Source organism: Mucilaginibacter sp. cycad4 (assembly GCF_034263275.1).
Taxonomy (GTDB): Bacteria; Bacteroidota; Bacteroidia; order Sphingobacteriales; family Sphingobacteriaceae; genus Mucilaginibacter.
In genome coordinates this window covers 4,695,246-4,713,345 of the sequence record NZ_CP139559.1, presented here as the reverse complement: position 1 = coordinate 4,713,345, position 18,100 = coordinate 4,695,246, and the positions used below count along the sequence as shown (strand labels likewise).

Annotated in this window: 14 protein-coding genes; all 14 read left to right on the top strand. The window is 44.7% G+C overall.

Going from position 1 to position 18,100, the window contains the following annotated elements:
• Positions 1 to 15: 15 nt before the first annotated feature.
• A complete protein-coding gene (locus SNE26_RS18900) occupies positions 16 to 1,245 on the top strand; it encodes a PepSY-associated TM helix domain-containing protein (protein ID WP_321555468.1) in 1,230 nt (409 codons plus the stop codon).
• Between the two features lie 549 nt (positions 1,246 to 1,794).
• A complete protein-coding gene (locus tag SNE26_RS18895; protein ID WP_321555467.1) occupies positions 1,795 to 2,256 on the top strand; it encodes a division/cell wall cluster transcriptional repressor MraZ in 462 nt (153 codons plus the stop codon).
• Positions 2,253 to 3,155 carry a 16S rRNA (cytosine(1402)-N(4))-methyltransferase RsmH gene (gene rsmH, locus SNE26_RS18890; protein ID WP_321555466.1) on the top strand — a complete coding sequence of 301 codons (903 nt, stop codon included), beginning with the start codon at positions 2,253 to 2,255 and terminating at the stop codon, positions 3,153 to 3,155. The genes SNE26_RS18895 and rsmH overlap by 4 nt, the downstream gene beginning before the upstream one ends.
• Positions 3,152 to 3,559, top strand: a complete 408-nt coding sequence (locus SNE26_RS18885; protein WP_321555465.1) for an FtsL-like putative cell division protein — start codon at positions 3,152 to 3,154, stop codon at positions 3,557 to 3,559. Before rsmH ends, SNE26_RS18885 begins: the two co-directional genes overlap by 4 nt.
• Positions 3,549 to 5,648 (top strand): penicillin-binding protein, encoded by a 2,100-nt coding sequence (locus SNE26_RS18880; protein ID WP_321555464.1) that lies wholly within the window; start codon positions 3,549 to 3,551, stop codon positions 5,646 to 5,648. The genes SNE26_RS18885 and SNE26_RS18880 overlap by 11 nt, the downstream gene beginning before the upstream one ends.
• Entirely contained in the window at positions 5,645 to 7,105 is a 1,461-nt protein-coding gene (locus tag SNE26_RS18875; protein WP_321555463.1) for a UDP-N-acetylmuramoyl-L-alanyl-D-glutamate--2,6-diaminopimelate ligase, read from the top strand. The genes SNE26_RS18880 and SNE26_RS18875 overlap by 4 nt, the downstream gene beginning before the upstream one ends.
• A gap of 90 nt (positions 7,106 to 7,195) precedes the next feature.
• Positions 7,196 to 8,437, top strand: a complete 1,242-nt coding sequence (gene mraY / locus SNE26_RS18870) for a phospho-N-acetylmuramoyl-pentapeptide-transferase (protein WP_321555462.1) — start codon at positions 7,196 to 7,198, stop codon at positions 8,435 to 8,437.
• 122 nt (positions 8,438 to 8,559) lie between these two features.
• Positions 8,560 to 9,954: a UDP-N-acetylmuramoyl-L-alanine--D-glutamate ligase gene (gene murD / locus SNE26_RS18865; protein ID WP_321555461.1), complete on the top strand. Its 1,395-nt coding sequence runs from the start codon at positions 8,560 to 8,562 to the stop codon at positions 9,952 to 9,954.
• 124 nt (positions 9,955 to 10,078) lie between these two features.
• A complete protein-coding gene (locus SNE26_RS18860; RefSeq protein ID WP_321555460.1) occupies positions 10,079 to 11,263 on the top strand; it encodes an FtsW/RodA/SpoVE family cell cycle protein in 1,185 nt (394 codons plus the stop codon).
• Positions 11,264 to 11,336: 73 nt separating this feature from the next.
• A complete protein-coding gene (gene murG, locus SNE26_RS18855; protein ID WP_321560043.1) occupies positions 11,337 to 12,485 on the top strand; it encodes an undecaprenyldiphospho-muramoylpentapeptide beta-N-acetylglucosaminyltransferase in 1,149 nt (382 codons plus the stop codon).
• Positions 12,486 to 12,538: 53 nt separating this feature from the next.
• Positions 12,539 to 13,897, top strand: a complete 1,359-nt coding sequence (gene murC, locus SNE26_RS18850; protein WP_321555459.1) for a UDP-N-acetylmuramate--L-alanine ligase — start codon at positions 12,539 to 12,541, stop codon at positions 13,895 to 13,897.
• Positions 13,890 to 14,753 (top strand): cell division protein FtsQ, encoded by an 864-nt coding sequence (locus tag SNE26_RS18845; RefSeq protein ID WP_321555458.1) that lies wholly within the window; start codon positions 13,890 to 13,892, stop codon positions 14,751 to 14,753. Before murC ends, SNE26_RS18845 begins: the two co-directional genes overlap by 8 nt.
• Before the next feature lies 1 nt (position 14,754).
• On the top strand, positions 14,755 to 16,095 hold the full coding sequence (gene ftsA / locus SNE26_RS18840) for a cell division protein FtsA (RefSeq protein ID WP_321555457.1): 1,341 nt from the start codon (positions 14,755 to 14,757) through the stop codon (positions 16,093 to 16,095).
• 130 nt (positions 16,096 to 16,225) lie between these two features.
• Positions 16,226 to 17,839: a cell division protein FtsZ gene (gene ftsZ / locus SNE26_RS18835; RefSeq protein ID WP_321555456.1), complete on the top strand. Its 1,614-nt coding sequence runs from the start codon at positions 16,226 to 16,228 to the stop codon at positions 17,837 to 17,839.
• Positions 17,840 to 18,100 lie beyond the last annotated feature (261 nt).

Here is an 18,100-nt window from a genome sequence, read left to right as displayed (position 1 = left end):
TGCTTATAACAACCGATGAAAGTATTTTTCCGCACCATACACCTTTATTTGAGCCTGGCAGCCGGGGTGATTATTTTCTGTTCGTGTTTAACGGGCACAATGCTGGTTTTTGAAAAAGAAATTCAACAGTCGTTGCATCCGCAGCGGTATTTTGTAAAACCGCAGAATAAAAGGTTGCCGCTGGCTACTTTAACGGCAGGTGTGTTAAAACAGATCCCTAAATCAAAGCTGGCGACGGTTATGGTTTATGATGATCCGGAACGTTCGGTTGAAGTGGGGCTTATTGTACCCGAAATGAGAGATAAGAAACCGGTTGGCGCCTCAAAAGCAGAAAAGCATGCCGGAGCTCATGGAAAAAAAGATGCCAAAGCAAAAGATACCGAACGCTCAAACCTTACAGCTTTTGTAAACCCATATACCGGTCAAATAGTTGATCAGTTTAACCGCAGGCAAACATTCCTTTATTCGGTAGAAATGTTTCATCGTTATCTGTTAGGCGGGAAAAATAGTGTAGGCGATTGGGTAATCAGTATTTCAACGCTGTTTTTCCTGGGGATACTGATTACAGGTGTGATACTTTGGTGGCCTAAAACCAAGGCAATTATGAAGCAGCGGCTTAAAATAAAATGGGATGGCAGCGGTAAACGTCTCACGCACGACCTGCATATCGTTACCGGCTTTTATACTTCTATATTTTTGATCATTATTTGTGCTTCGGGCCTGGTTATGACTTTTAAGTGGGCAAATAATACCTTGTTTTTCCTTACCAACTCAAAAGTTGTTGGCAAAGAAGATATCAAAGCCCCGCTTTCGGTTTATCAACCAGCGGGTACCGCTATATCACCCGAAACGGCTGTTAGCGCGTTGGGTGATAAAATAACCGATGTCGAAAATTACACTATCCGTTATCCGCGGGACACGGCGGCGGTTTATACTTTCAACGTGCTTAAAAAAGGTTCAGTTGAACTGGCCACTGATATTTATTATGTAGATCAGTACAGCGGCAAGGTTGCCGGCTCAGTTTTGTATGCTGATAAAAGCCTTGGGCAGCGTATCCGAGGCGTTATTAAACCTATTCATACAGGCTCCATTTATGGCTGGCCCACGCAGGTCTTAGCTTTTATCATCACTTTAGTTTCGCTTATTTTCCCGGTAACGGGTGTTATGATGTGGTTTAACCGCATCCGTAAAAAGAAGAAAAAACCGGCTTCTCGTCCTCGTCGTATGGATGTTGTCACAGCTTAGATAAATCAGATCTTTCATGGGACTATAGTCAACTTAAGCGAATTGGAATAGTACTTTCAAATCCCCTTTCGTGAGTTTAAGTTTAGCCATAAATATTATGCCTGTTTGATCGGCAAGGTGGATTGTTTTACCCCTCCGGGGCAATGGAAAGTTGGAGGTGTTAATCTATTACAAACCTTTCGCACCTCTGGTGCACCCACCTTTGAGCTATTATCTATTAAAAATCCGTTTACCAGTAATCAATTCCCCAACCGCTTAATATACAAAATATTAATGCCGGTATCAGCTTATAAAATTGCCGGGTCAATGAAGAGGACGATTTGCCGTAAATAGTTTTTCTCCCACCTTGTTGTATCTCATTATTTATAGTGGAGTTGTATTGTAACAGCCTGTCTATTACTGGGTTTTGCTTGTATGGGGTCTTTTGTATTTTTGCCAAAAATATAAAACAGTCTACGCTAAAAATTGTTGAAAACTTTTAGTGGGGGAAAGTGGTAAGAAGTGGTAAAAGTATTTACTTTTACGTTACAAAATTGCCCAAGTCATACAATGTCGTTTTTAACCGGTGAATTTGAGTGTAAACTTGATCCTAAATTTAGGATGATGATCCCGGCTGGCCTTAAAAAAAAGCTTCCTGAGCTGGAAGCTGAAGGCCTGGTGATCAATCGCGGGTTTGAAAAATACCTTGTCATATACACTAAAAAGGAATGGGATAAACGACTTGAAGAATTGAGCAAACTTAATGAATACGAAGAGGATAATATAGCCTTTATACGATATTTTACCCGTGGCGCCACTGAGCTTATGCCTGATGCCGCCGGGCGGGTATTATTGCCAAAATTCCTGTTGGAGTATGCGGGTATAAAAGGTGATGTGGTGCTGGCTTGCCAGTTAAACAAAATTGAGGTTTGGGATGCTGAAGCGCATCGTAAGCTGATGGATGATGAGCCAAAAAGCTTTAGCGCATTGGCAAAAAAAGTAATGGGTGGTAAAAGTAAGGAGCAGGAATGAGTGAGTACCATGTACCGGTAATGCTGAAGGAATGCATTGATGGGCTGAATATTGATCCGGATGGTACTTATGTGGATGTGACTTTTGGTGGTGGCGGGCATTCGCGGGAGATTTTGAAGCATTTGGGCCCCAAAGGCAGGCTGATCGCTTTTGATCAGGATGCCGATGCGCAGCAAAATATAATTGATGATGAGCGTTTTGTTTTTGTAGACCAGAATTTCAGGTACCTCAAAAACTTTTGCCGTTTACATGGGGCTATACCCGTAAATGGCATTCTGGCCGATTTGGGTGTGTCATCGCACCAGTTTGATGAGGCCGACCGCGGGTTTTCCATCCGGTTTGATGCCGAGTTGGATATGCGCATGAACCAGTTGGGCGAGCTGACTGCTAAGGATGTGGTAAATAATTATCCGGCTGCCGAGCTGCACCGGATCTTTGGCATTTACGGAGAAATTCAAAATGCAAAATCGCTGGCCGAAACCATTGCAACTGCAAGGTTAAATACATCGATAGTGACCATTGCCGATCTCAAAAATGTGATCAGTAACCGCATCCCGAAGGGAAAAGAAAATAAATACCTGGCACAGGTGTTTCAGGCATTAAGGATAGAGGTTAACCAGGAGCTGGAGGCATTGAAAGATTTTTTGATGCAGTCGGCCGAGGTTTTAGGTGTTGGCGGCAGGCTGGTGGTGATGTCGTATCACTCGTTAGAAGACAGGTTGGTGAAAAACTTCATCGCCAAAGGTAAGTTCAGCGGCGAGCTGGAGAAAGACCTTTATGGAAATGATAATAAACCGCTTGATGCTGTAAGCCGCGGGGCTATAACAGCATCGGCAGAGGAGGTAACTAATAATAACAGGGCACGGAGCGCTAAATTAAGAATAGCTGTAAAAAAATGACCAATCGTTTACGTACAGAAATTCAGGAGGAAGAAGAGGTTGAGGAAGTAATTGAGGATAGGCCTGCAAGGGAATTACCTGATAACTTTTTTACGCAACTTTTTACCAAAGGTTTTCTCACTACCGAGAGGGCTACCAGCGCTTTGCCTTTTGTTTTGTTTTTGGCTTTTTTGGGTATGGTGTACATTGGTAATATGCACTATGCCGAAAAATCGGTGCGTGAAATTGACGCGCTTACCAAAGAAGTTAAGGAATTGGGCTGGGATTATAAATCGACTAAGGCCGATATGGCCTATAAAAGTACGCTTACCGAAGTGGCCAGGCGTGCGGATACACTGGGCCTGAGTCAATCAGTTGACCCGCCCGGAAAAATAACAGTGAAGGAGGTATCTGATGGGAATTAGAACTAACATACTGGCCAGGGTTTATTTAGCCTTCGGGCTTGTTTTGCTTTTGGCTATTGCCGTTGTGGTTCAGCTTTGCCGCCTGCAGTTTGTACAAGGTGATAAGTGGAAGGCTATGGCATCTGATCTTTCGGCACAATACCAAACTGTTGAAGCCGCAAGGGGTAATATTTTTTCTGTTGATGGGAGTTTGTTAGCTACCTCGGTACCGGAATATGAGCTGCACATGGATATGCTGGCAGGCGGTATAGCCTCGGATACAGCTTTCAATAATAATATCGACCTGCTGGCTGCTAAGCTATCAGGTATGTTTGGTGACAGATCGGCAAGGGAATATTCGCGCGTGTTTCGTGAGGCCCGCAGGGATAGCTCACGTTATTTGCTCATCAGGCGTAAGGTATCATACCAGGATCTGAAAAAGATCCGCCAGTTCCCGGTATTTAACATGGGTAAATACAAAGGCGGGTTGATCGTTATTCAAAAAAATAAACGGATCCTGCCGTTCCAGTCACTGGCTGCCCGTACTATCGGTTACAAAAACGAAAACGTAAAGAATGCGGTAGGTTTGGAAGGCGCTTATGCATCGTACATCAATGGGGAAAGCGGCCGGCGTTTAATGCAGCGCATCCCCGGTGGTATCTGGATGCCGGTTGACGACGATGATGAAATAGCACCTAAAGATGGTGCTGATATTATTTCAACCATCAACGTAAACTTCCAGGATGTGGCACAGGATGCATTGAAAAAACAACTGGTTAAAAGCGCCGCCGATCATGGTTGCGTGGTGCTGATGGAAGTATCAACCGGCGAGATCCGGGCGATTGCCAATTATACCCGCACTAAAGAAGGTGATTACAGGGAGCAGATGAACTATGCTATCAGCAACGCTATCGATCCGGGATCGACCTTTAAACTGGCATCGTACATGACCATGCTCGATCAGCATAAGATTGATACCAGTACCATAATTAATGCAGAAGGCGGCCGGTATAAATTTCCGAAAGGGCCAACCATTACCGATACCGAGCATGATAACTACGAAATGTCGGTAAGGCGCGCTTTTGAAGAGTCATCAAATGTGGCGGCGGCAAAATTGGTTGATAAATTTTACCATAATAACCCATGGCAATACATCAATAAGCTGTATAGCTATCACCTGAATGAAAAGCTTGGCCTGCAAATTCCGGGCGAAGGCAGGCCGGTGATTAAAAATCCATCAAACCGGAGCTGGAATAAAAATTACAGTTTGCCCGAGATGGCTTATGGTTATGAAATGAATATTACGCCGCTGCAAATGCTGGCTTATTATAATTCGGTGGCCAATAATGGTAAAATGATAGCCCCGTTGCTGGTTCGTGAGATCAGAAGGCTGGGTAACCCTATTGAGCAGTTCCAGGCCAGGGTGATCAATGAGCAGGTATGTTCGGAAGCTACGCTGGGTAAGGTACGTGGCATGCTGGAAGGTGTTGTACTTAACGGTACCGGCAAAAATGTTATTAAAAACAAGCTTTACAGCGTGGCCGGCAAAACCGGTACGGCGCAGGTAGCTAACGGAACCAAGGGTTATAAGGATAAAAAATATCAGGCCTCATTTTGCGGTTATTTCCCGGCCGATCGTCCTAAGTATTCGATGATCGTGGTGATCAATAACCCAACCCAGGGTGATTATTTGGCAGCCAAAGTTGCTGGTCCGGTGTTCAGGGAAGTAGCCGACAGGGTTTATGCCAATGATCTGGATATTAACCAAAGCTCACAGGCACATTATGTAGGTAATACGATTATGCCGCAGGTAAAACAGGGCAATATGAAAGCTCTGAAAAAAGTTTATTCAAAACTGGGCGTTAAACCTTTGTATGCATCGGCCAGTAGCACGGTTGATACCAGCAACGGGATCCCGTTTGAGGAAGTAAAATATAAAAACGGCACCGTGCCATCGGTAACAGGCATGGGGCTTAGCGATGCATTATATGTAATGGGTAACGCCGGTTATAAAGTAACTGTACGCGGAAGCGGTATAGTTACCAATCAGTCAGTTACCGGAGGGAGTGCAATACCAAAAGGATCACGAATATTAATAGAGTTGCAATGAGGTATTTAAGCGATATAATTGATGGACTGGCCTTCACTGAGTTGCAGGGAAGCGCCGATGTGGAGATAACGGCAATTGCTTTTGATTCGAGGGCGGTGATTCCCGGGTCGATGTTTGTTGCTGTAAAGGGAACCCTTGTAGACGGGCATGATTATATTGACCAGGCCATTAAAAAGGGCGCCGTAGCAGTAATTTGTGAAGACCTTCCGGCTCATACTACGGGCGAAGTCGATTTCCTGATGGTTGCCGATTCGGCTGTAGCCTTAGGTATTGTAGCTGCCAATTTTTATGATAACCCGTCGGCTAAGTTAAAGCTGGTTGGTATAACGGGTACTAATGGCAAAACAACTATTGCTACGCTGCTTTATCAGCTTTTCCGCGATTTGGGGTATAAATGCGGCTTGCTGTCGACAGTCGAAAATCAGATTAACGGCAAAGTGATCCCATCCACCCATACTACGCCCGATCCGGTGGAGTTGAACAGTCTGCTTGCGGAAATGGTGGATAGCGGTTGTGATTACTGCTTTATGGAGGTGAGCTCGCACGCCATTTCACAAAGACGTATTGAGCGTCTGGTTTTTGCGGGAGGAGTATTTACCAATTTAACGCATGATCATTTAGACTATCATAAAACTTTCCTGAGGTATTTGAATGCCAAGAAGGAATTTTTTGACGGCTTGTCTAAAGATGCGTTCGCGCTTACCAACAGCGATGATAAGAATGGTAACGTGATGTTGCAAAATACATCGGCACATAAAAAAAGCTATGGCCTTAAAACCATGGCCGATTATAAAGCCCGCATCCTGGAAAATCAGTTTAGCGGCCTGCTGCTGCAAATTGATGGCGAGGAAGTGTGGTTTAAGATGGTGGGTACATTCAATGCCTATAACCTGTTGGGCGTGTATGCTACCGCGATGCTGCTGGAGCAGGATAAAGCCAAAGTGCTTACCAGCCTGAGCAAGCTGACCGGTGCAGAGGGTCGCTTTGAATACATAACCGCCCCTAACAAGGTGGTAGGTATAGTTGACTACGCCCATACGCCGGATGCTGTGCAGAATGTGCTGAGCACTATTCACGATATCCGTAAAGGAAATGAAAAGGTGATCACCGTAATTGGCTGCGGAGGCGACAGGGATAAAACCAAACGCCCGATCATGGCCAAAACGGCTTGCGAATGGAGTGATAAAGTTATCCTGACATCAGATAATCCGCGTACCGAGGACCCTGCGCAGATCATCAGGGAAATGGAAGAAGGTGTCGATCCGGCATTTAAAAGGCATACAGTAAGTATCATCGACAGGCATGAGGCTATTAAAACAGCTTGCATGCTGGCTAATCCCGGTGATATTATCCTGGTTGCAGGCAAAGGCCACGAAAAGTACCAGGAAATAAACGGAGTGAAAAATCACTTCGACGATATGGAAGAACTGGAGAACCGGTTTAAGGATTTGGTTTGAAGATGTGCAGATTTCAGATGTGCAATTTGATATAAGAAGTTAAAAATAAACCTGGTTGAGAAAACAATCAGCAAAAGAGAGAAGAAAGCAATGTTGTATTATCTGTTTAACTATTTAGACAAAAATTACAGTATCCCGGGGGCTGGGGTGTTTCAATACCTCACCTTCCGGATGGCGCTTGCTGTAATTACATCGTTGCTGATCACTACGGTATATGGCCGTCGTTTGATCGATTACCTGCGATTTAAACAAGTTGGTGAAACGGTAAGGAATTTAGGTCTTGAAGGGCAAATGCAAAAATCAGGTACCCCAACTATGGGAGGTATCATCATTTTGTTAGGTATCCTGGTACCAACATTGTTGTTTGCCAAGCTGAGTAATGTGTATGTGATCCTGATGATTGTAACTACGGTTTGGCTGGGCGCTATTGGCTTTTTGGACGACTACATTAAAGTATTTAAAAAGAACAAAGAAGGTTTAGCAGGTAAGTTCAAGATCATTGGCCAGGTTGGGTTATCGCTTATTGTAGGGTGGACAATGTATTTCAACAGCAACATCATCATCAGGCAGGAAGTGGTTTTGCCGGTAAAGGATGATGCCCCGGTTGAGTTTCACATGAAGCGTAACGTTCCGGTTTATACCCAGGATGTGCACTCCACCAAAACAACCATGCCTTTTTATAAAAATAACGAGTTTGATTATGCCAAGGTTTTAAAGTTTTTAGGTTCGGGTTATGAGCAATACGCGCTGGTGGTGTTCCTGTTTTTCGTGATCCTCATTATCACGTTCATATCCAACGGGGCAAACATCACAGATGGCATCGACGGCCTGGCGACGGGTACCTCTGCTATCATCGGCATTACGCTGGCTATACTGGCCTATGTATCGGGTAACACGGTTATTGCCGATTACCTGAACATCATGTACATCCCCAATTCGGGCGAGCTGGTAATTTTTGCCGGTGCTTTTGTGGGAGCGTGCGTAGGCTTTTTGTGGTACAACTCATACCCGGCACAGGTGTTTATGGGCGATACCGGCAGTTTGGCCATAGGCGGTATCATAGCCGTGTTCGCTATCATGATTCGCAAAGAGCTGATGCTGCCATTGTTATGTGGGATTTTCCTGATAGAGAATTTTTCAGTGATTATACAGGTATCATGGTTTAAGTACACCAAAAAGAAATTTGGCGAAGGCAGGCGTGTGTTCCTGATGGCGCCGCTGCATCATCACTACCAGAAAAAAGGGTTCCATGAAGCAAAGATAGTTACCCGATTCTGGATCATATGTATCATACTGGCTATAGTGACGGTGATAACGTTGAAGCTCCGTTAAGAAATAGAAGCAAGAAGTCAAGAGTCAGGAGACAAGAAAGAGGCTGGTGATTGGAGATTAGAAATTAGAAAAAATGGAATCGGTGAAATCAAAAAATCATCGGTGGAATCAAAGAAATAAAAATGAATCAGGACAATAAAATATCAAACCAATCAACTCCCTCTCCTCTGGAGGGGGCCGGGGTGAGGTTAGTCATCCTTGGTGCCGGCGAAAGCGGTGTTGGGGCGGCATACCTTGCCCAACAGCAGGGCTTTGATGTTTTTGTGTCGGATTTTGGGGGCATTGCAGATAACTATAAAAAGCAACTCGAAGATTGGAAGATCCCTTTTGAAGAGAAGCAACATACGGAAGAACTGATATTAAATGCTGCTGAAGTGATCAAAAGCCCCGGGATTCCGGATAAGGCGCCAATCATAAAAAAACTGCACGAAAAAGGGATTCCGGTAATATCGGAAATTGAGTTTGCCGGGAGGTACACTGACGCTAAGATCATCGGTATAACCGGTTCAAACGGTAAAACTACTACTACCAGTTTAACCTATCACATTTTAAAAAATGCGGGGATGAATGTTGGTTTGGCAGGTAACATAGGTAAAAGCTTTGCCTACCAGGTAGCTACAGAAAAGTTTGACTGGTATGTGCTGGAGTTGAGCAGCTTTATGCTGGATGATATGTTCAACTTTAAAGTTGACATAGCCGTATTGTTAAACATCACGCCTGATCATTTAGACAGGTATGATTATAAATTGGAAAACTATGCGGCATCCAAATTCAGGATAGCGCAGAACCAAACGGCAGCCGATTATTTTATTTATTGTGCCGATGATCCTGAAACCATCAAAGGCATGAGGGAACGAACGTTCGGGGCGCAATTGCTGCCATTTTCCATACAGCAAAAAATTGAACCGGGAGCATACCTCGATGAAAACGACAATATTGTCATAAACACAAAACAAGAACATTTTACAATGTCAATTCAAGAACTGGCCCTGCAAGGCAAACACAACATTTACAACTCCATGGCATCGGGTATTGTAGCAAAGGTGTTGGAGCTGCGCAACGCAACGATGAGGGAGAGCATGGGCAGCTTTAAAAGTATTGAACACCGGCTGGAGTTTGTTGCCAATATATCGGGCATCCGCTTCATTAACGATTCAAAAGCTACCAACGTTAACTCAACCTGGTACGCTTTGGAAAGCATGACCAGCGATGTGGTTTTGATTTTGGGTGGTGTTGACAAAGGAAATGATTACGGTATGCTTACGGACCTGGTTAGGCAAAAAGTAAAAGCCATTGTGTGTTTAGGCAAGGATAACAAACGGATCCATGATGCTTTTGAAGATGATGTTGACCTTATTGTAAATACAGCATCGGCCCAGGAAGCGGCCCAGGTGGCTTACCACCTGGCAACCAAAGGTGATACCGTGTTACTATCCCCGGCCTGCGCCAGCTTCGATCTGTTCAAAAACTACGAAGACCGCGGCAGGCAGTTTAAGGAGGCAGTGAAGGAATTATAAGCCCCACCCAACCCTCCCCGGAAGGGAGGGCTTTAGATGAGGCTGAAATGGAATGAAAATGAAATAATGAATTAAACAGAAAGTCTCCCCTTCCGGGGGGAGATTTAGAGGAGGCTCGGTTTATATGCATAGGATATTAAACAATACAAAAGGAGATCGCTGGATATGGCTCATAGTCATATTGCTTTCTGTTATATCCTTGTTGGCGGTATATAGCTCGGTTGGTACGCTGGCATTTAAGCAGGGCAAAGGCGCGGAGATCATTTTGATGAAGCACGTGTTTATGATGATCGGCGGTATCGCCATCATGTACTTTTCGCATAAACTCGATTACCGCTATTACGCGGGGATCTCTAAATTGCTGATGATCATTACCGTACCCTTGTTATTGTATACTTTGTTTTTTGGTGCACACATTAACGGTGCAAGCAGGTGGATCCCCATACCCGGAACAGGCTTAAGCTTTCAAACTTCGGATTTGGCAAAACTTGCACTTATTACTTACCTGGCCCGTTCATTATCGCGCAAGCAGGAAAATATAAAAGATGTTAAGCAATCGTTTATACCCATCATGGGAGCGGTGTGCCTGGTATTTGCCCTTATTGGCCCGGCCAACTTATCAACTGGGTTAATGTTGTTTGGTGTAAGTATCCTGTTGCTCATTATTGGCCGCATCAGTATCAAGCAAATTGCTGTAGTATGCCTGGCAGGCGCGGTATTACTTGCAGGTATGTTAACCTTCGGCGGCAGGAAAGGAACGCACGCATCGAGGGTGAAAGTTTTTCTTCATCCGGAGCTTGCAGATAAAGATCAGCTTTTCCAGGCTAATCATGCAAAAATAGCCATAGCATCGGGCGGGGTATTTGGCAAAGGTCCGGGCAACAGTACCGAAAAAAATTATTTGCCTGAGGCGTTTTCAGATGAGATCTATGCCATCATTATTGAAGAGTACGGCTTGGTGGGAGGAGTAGCATTGGTGGGTATTTACCTGTTCTTGCTGTACAGGTGTATCAAAATAGTAACTAAAGCACCAAAGGCATTTGGGGCTTTGCTGGCTTGTGGCTTAAGCTTCAGTTTGGCTATACAGGCATTTGCAAATATGGCGGTAGCAGTAGGTTTAGGTCCGGTAACGGGTGTGCCGCTGCCCTTTGTGAGTATGGGGGGTACATCAATATTGTTTACCAGTGTGGCCTTTGGTATTATACTTTCGGTAAGCAAGGATATAGAAGAACCTAAAAAGAAGAAAGAGAAGGAGACAGATAACAGCGGGCCTAATAAAATTATTGTAGGGGAGATCAGTGTGGCGTAGTCGGCCCCTACCCCCTAAAGGGGGAACGATGGCGGATAGAGTAAAAACACAAATGGAAAACAAAAGCAAGGATATGAAAGACGCAACTCAAAAACACCCCCTTCAGGGGGCGGGGGGGGCGTCGCTGCGTATTATCATAAGCGGTGGCGGAACAGGAGGACATATCTTCCCGGCTATCTCTATTGCCAATGCTTTAAAAAATATTGATCCCAATACCGAGATCCTGTTTGTAGGCGCCAACGGACGTATGGAGATGGAAAAAGTGCCGGCGGCAGGGTATAAGATCATCGGGCTGGATATCCAGGGGATTCAGCGTGGCTCTATCGTTAAAAACCTGATGTTCCCCATTAAACTTGCCAATAGTGTGCGTAAAGCCATTAAGATCATTAAAGATTTTAAGCCCGATGCTGCTGTAGGTGTTGGCGGATATGCTTCGGGGCCGTTGTTGTATGCTGCATCGTTAAAAAATATTCCGTACCTCATACAGGAGCAAAACTCCTATGCTGGTATTACTAATAAATGGTTAGGTAAACATGCCAAAAAGATCTGTGTTGCTTTTGACGGGATGGAGAAATTTTTCCCTGCAGATAAGATCATCAAAACCGGTAATCCTATCCGCAAGGATGCGGTGAATATTGCCGGCAAACACATGCAGGCTTTGGAGTTGTATCATCTTTCGGCCTTTAAAAAAACGATACTGATAACAGGGGGAAGCCTTGGGGCGCGTACGCTGAATAACAGTATCATGAACGGTATTGATAAACTGCTGGCTGCCGATGTACAGGTAATATGGCAAACCGGCAAGTTTTATTATAAAAGCATCATTGAAAAGCTGGGTGAAAATTACCATCCCGATCTGCAGATCAGGGAGTTTTTAACCCGGATGGATTTGGCTTATGCCGCCGCCGATATTATTATATCAAGGGCTGGAGCCGGTACTATTGCCGAACTGTGTGCTATTAAAAAGCCGGTGATCCTGGTGCCTTCGCCAAATGTGGCCGAAGATCATCAAACTAAAAACGCTTTAGCCCTGGTGCATGAAAACGCAGCTGTTTTTGTGGCCGACCGTGATGCCGAAGCAAAATTGGTTGACAGGGCACTTGAATTATTGGAAGATCGCGACCTGCAAAAAAAATTGAGCAATAACATTGGTAAAATGGCCATGCCAAATGCCGATGAAGTTATAGCAAAGGAACTTATCCAAATAATAAGTAACAATTAGAATGATGGTCCTCCTCTTCCAAAGGGAGGAGGGCCTTTTTAAACAAATTAAAAATGGAACTGCACGATATAAAACGAGTTTATCTCATAGGCATAGGCGGCATCGGTATGAGCGGCCTGGCACGCTATTTCCATCATTTGGGTTGTATTGTTTGCGGATATGATAAAACGTCGACTGATTTAACTAACCAGTTGCACAACGAGGGGATCCAGGTTGTTTTTGAAGACCACCCGGATTACATCCCCATGAGTTTTCAAAAGCCCTGCAGCGATACGCTTATTATTTATACGCCCGCTGTGCCAAAGGATTCGCACATCGTTAACTATTTCAAAAATCAGGGCTTTGAGCTGTTCAAGCGTTCGCAGGTTTTAGGGCTGATCAGCAAAAGCTCATACACCATAGCAGTGGCTGGTACGCATGGTAAAACCACCACATCAACCATGGTGGCGCACTTGCTTAAAGCTTCGGGTAATGATTGCTCGGCATTTTTAGGTGGTATTTCGTCAAACTACCAAACCAACGTGCTGTATGGCAAAAACAATGTAATGGTAGTTGAGGCCGATGAGTATGACCGCTCATTCCTTACCTTATACCCGGATGTTGCTATCATCACCTCGATGGATGCCGATCACCTGGATATCTATGGTGACCATGCACATCTTACTGAGTCGTTCAAATTATTTGCTTCGCAGATAAAACCGGGCGGTACACTGGTGCATAAAAAAGGTTTGCCTTTGGATAGCGGTTATACTTACGCATTTGAAGACGAAACCGCCGATGCCCATGCATCAAACGTCCGAATTATTGACGGTGATTTTTATTTTGATTACAACAGTGTTGCGGTAAATATTGGCGATATAAAAATGGGCATAGCAGGTACCCACAACGTGGAGAATGCTGTTGCAGCCATTGAAGCAGTGTTAAAACTGGATATTGCCCCGGCTGATATCAAAGAAGCTCTGGCATCATTTAAAGGGGTTAAACGCCGGTTTGAATACATTGTTAAAACACCGGAGCATATCTATATTGATGACTATGCACATCATCCTGAAGAACTGAGGGCTTGTATTTCATCAATTAAAAGGTTGTACCCGGCTAAAAAGTTGACGGCCATTTTTCAGCCTCATCTGTATACCCGCACCCGCGACTTTGCCGATGGCTTTGCCGAAGTGCTGGATATGGTTGATGAACTGATATTGCTGGAGATCTATCCTGCACGCGAATTACCGATAGAAGGAGTTAACTCGCAGATGCTGCTTAACCGTATGCAACTGCAAAATAAGAGAATTTTGAGCAAGGAAGCCGCCGTAGCTGCAGTAGCTGCCGAAAAGCCCGAATTATTGTTAACGGTAGGAGCCGGTGATATTGATACGCTGGTGCAGCCATTAAAACAAGTATTAAGCAATGAATAAAAAACTCATTTGGAAGCGCCTGCTGATAGGTTGTGCCTGGGTAATAAGCCTGGGTGGCCTGGTAGTGCTCATGAGTTTTATTGAAACAAAAAAAGCGGGTGTAAAGTGTACCTCGGTAAATGTAAGCATCCCTGGCGGTCAATATTTTATTGATAAGCAGGAGGTTGATCATATTATTGAAGTAACCAGTCACTCATTGGTAGGCAGGCCTATCGAGAATATTAACATCCAGGAACTGGAGGATAAGCTGAAAGCTAACCCCTTTATTGAGTTTGCCAAGGTTTATACCGAAATGGACGGTGTGCTGAGGGTTGAAGTAAGCCAGCGCCAGCCGATATTGCGGATTATGAACCATTATGATATGGATTTTTATGTAGATCAAAACGGCTTAAAGATTCCGCTGTCATCAAACTTTACCGCGAGGGTATTGGTAGCTAATGGTTTTATTGAAGAGCTGTTTACCAACAGGGTTGATTCCTTGCATACGCGCCTGGCTAAAGATCTGTTTAAAACTGCGGATTATATCCGTAAGGATTCGCTTTGGGATGCGCAAATAGCACAGATGTATGTGAACAGCGAGCGTGAGATAGAACTGATCCCGAGGGTGGGGAATCAAAGGATCCTGATCGGTAATGCAGATTCGCTTAATGTAAAACTGAATAACCTGCAGGCTTTTTACAAGCAGGTGCTGCCAAAAGTAGGCTGGGATACCTATAAAATGATTAATGTAAAATATACCAACCAGGTTATCGGTATAAAAAATGAAAATATAAAAGCTGATTCGGCAAAAGCGGCTAAAGCCGCCAAACAGGATTCGCTTAAAACGAAAAGGGACTCATCTCAAATTAAATTGTAATATGGACAAAAGCTCAACTCAGGAAAAAAGTTCGCCAATTGTAGTAGGATTGGATATCGGAACTACCAAGATCTGTGCCATTGTTGGGCGCAGGAGCAGGAACGGGAAGATTGAGGTTTTAGGGATTGGCAAAGCCGAATCTGCCGGTGTAACGCGCGGCGTGGTTTCAAATATAGATAAAACAGTACAGGGCATTCACCAGGCGGTGGATGTGGCGGGCTCGCAATCAAATGTGGAGATCAGGGTAGTGAACGTGGGTATTGCCGGTCAGCACATCAAAAGCCTGCAGCACCGTGGTTTAATTACCCGCCGCGATTTGCAGTCAGAGATCAGCCGTAAGGATATTGACAAGCTGATTGAGGATATGTACAACCTGGTAATGCCCCCGGGCGAAGAGATCATCCATGTATTGCCGCAGGAGTTTACGGTGGATAATGAGCCGGGAATTAAAGATCCGATAGGCATGGCGGGCGTTAGGCTTGAGGCTAACTTCCATATTATATCGGGCCAGGTAACTGCTATCAAAAATATTGTTAAATGTGTTAACAAGGCCAGCCTGGAAAGCCAGGAACTGATCCTTGAACCGCTGGCTTCTTCAGAATCTGTTTTGAGCGAAGAAGAAAAAGAAGCCGGCGTAGTATTGGTTGATATCGGTGGCGGTACTACCGACGTAGCTATTTTTCACGAAGGCATTATCCGCCATACAGCCGTTATCCCTTTTGGCGGTAACAGCGTAACCGAGGATATTCGCGAAGGCTGTTCAGTAATGCGCAACATTGCCGAGCAATTGAAAGTAAGGTTTGGATCAGCTCTGGCCGACGAGAACAAGGAAAATGAGATTGTATGCGTTCCGGGCTTACGCGGCCGTGAGCCAAAAGAAATTTCGGTAAAAAACCTGGCTTACGTGATCCAGGCGCGCATGGAAGAGATTGTGGAGCATGTTTACTACGAGATCAAATCATCAGGCTACGAGAAAAAGCTGATAGCGGGGATCGTCATAACAGGCGGCGGTGCGCAGCTGAAACACTTACGCCAATTGGTGGAGTTTGTTACCGGTTTGGATTGCCGCGTGGGTTATCCTACAGAGCACCTCGCCAAAAACGAAGTGCTGCCAAAAAACACGTACGAAGAATTGCAGAGCCCAACTTTTGCTACCGGTATTGGTTTGCTCATTAAAGGTATCCAGAAAATGGAGTACATGAATGAAGCAATCCCCGCCGAAGTAAAGGCTAAGCCCAAATACGATGCTAAAACTAAAGAAGGGGGCTTGTTAGACAGGCTGCTGAAAAAAAGCATCACATTTATTAAGGATGACATTAAGGATGAGGACTTTCTGAAATAATAATTATTCACAAGGGTTAAACTTATTCACATTGCTCACAAATGTGGATAAACCTTGTTGAAAAAGTGTTATTATTACGATGGTAAAATCTAATGTTGGGTTGATTTACATATAGCTGAAAACGAAGATTATGCATTTTGAAATGTTAAAAGAAAAATCGTCGATCATCAAGGTAATTGGTGTTGGCGGTGGTGGTGGTAACGCGGTAAACCATATGTACAGGCAAGGAATTACCGGTGTTGATTTTATAATCTGCAACACGGATGCCCAGGCATTGGAGCTGAGCCCTATACCTAACAAGGTGCAGTTGGGTGCCAGCTTAACCGAGGGCATGGGTGCAGGCTCAATACCCGAAGTTGGCAAAAATTCGGCTATTGAAAATATCGACGATATTAAACAGATGTTGGGCGTTAATACCAAAATGCTGTTTATTACAGCTGGTATGGGCGGCGGCACGGGTACAGGCGCAAGCCCTATCATTGCCAAAGCAGCGCGCGAAATGGATATATTAACGGTGGGCATCATTACAACGCCTTTTTCTTTTGAAGGCAAACGCCGTAAAATGCAGGCTGATGCCGGTTTGGAAGAACTGCGCAAATATGTCGATTCATTCCTGGTGATCTCGAACGACAGGCTGCGCCAGATTTTTGGTAACCTGACCATGAGCTCGGCATTTGCACAGGCTGATAATATATTGACCACGGCTGCGAAAGGTATTGCCGAGATCATTACTTTACCGGGCTATATCAACGTCGACTTTAAAGATGTGCGCACGGTGATGAAGGATAGCGGTGTATCTATCATGGGCAGCTTTACTGCCGATGGCGAAAACCGTGCCTTGAAAGCCGTTGAGGGCGCATTGGCATCGCCATTATTGAAAGATAATGAAATTGAAGGTGCAAGGTATATTTTGCTTAACATCAGCTCGGGCCTTAAAGAGGTTACCATGGATGAGATCAGCGTAATTACTGATTACATCCAGGAAGAAGCCGGCTTAGCTGCCGACCTGATCTGGGGTAACTGTATCGACGAAAACCTGGGTGAGCAATTATCAGTAACTATAATTGCTACCGGTTTCCAAACTAAGGATGAACGCGAAAAGGAAAACAGCAACAAAAAAATAGTTTCGATGCTGGTTCCCGAAGAACCTCAGCAGGCGAGGCCGGTTAACGAATTTATTAAACCGGTTAAGGTTGATGCTCCGGCCGAGCCTTATGCTAAAGCTCCTAAAGAAGATGCTAAACAAGCTGGGTTGTTTGATATGTTTGCCGGCAGTCGCCAGGAAGAACCCGCTATAGTTAGGCATAGCCTGATGCACGAGGAGGAGCCTGAAGCCGATAATGAGCCGGATACTGCCGGGTTCACTTTTAAAATGAGCGAGCCGGTTAGTTATGAGCAGCCTGTAAGGGAGCAGCCACGTATGCCGGAGCCGGAACCAGAGCCCGCCCCTATACCGCAAGCAGTTGTTGGTGCTGATGATAACAAAACCAACGAATCAATTGAAGAGCAGCTGAAAAAATCGCGCGAGCGGATCATGAGGCTAAAAGACCTGAGTATGAAACTACGTACCGGCAATATCCAGGAGTTAGAGAATGTACCTGCCTACAAGCGCAAAGAAATAGCGTTGCAGGATACCCCGGCATCTGACGAAAGCCAGATCTCCCGTTTTTCCCTGATGCAGGATAGTGAAGGCAACGTAGAGATCAGGAATAATAACTCTTATTTGCACGGTAACGCTGATTGAGAGAATCAAGACTTTTAGAGTCAAGAGGCAAGATAAAAAGAAGAACCACAACTATGAATGGGAGATCAACGAGGAACTAATCTGAAGTTGATTTCCCTTTTTTATTGAAGTCAGGGAAGCTGTTTGAAAGCAAAAAAAAAACGTCATTGCGAGGAACGAAGCAATCCCAAACTATACAGAGCGGACTTCCAAATCGGGGATTGCTTCGTTCCTCGCAATGGCGGGTTGAGATTAGTCGTCTTATTTCCAGGTTCTTTCTTC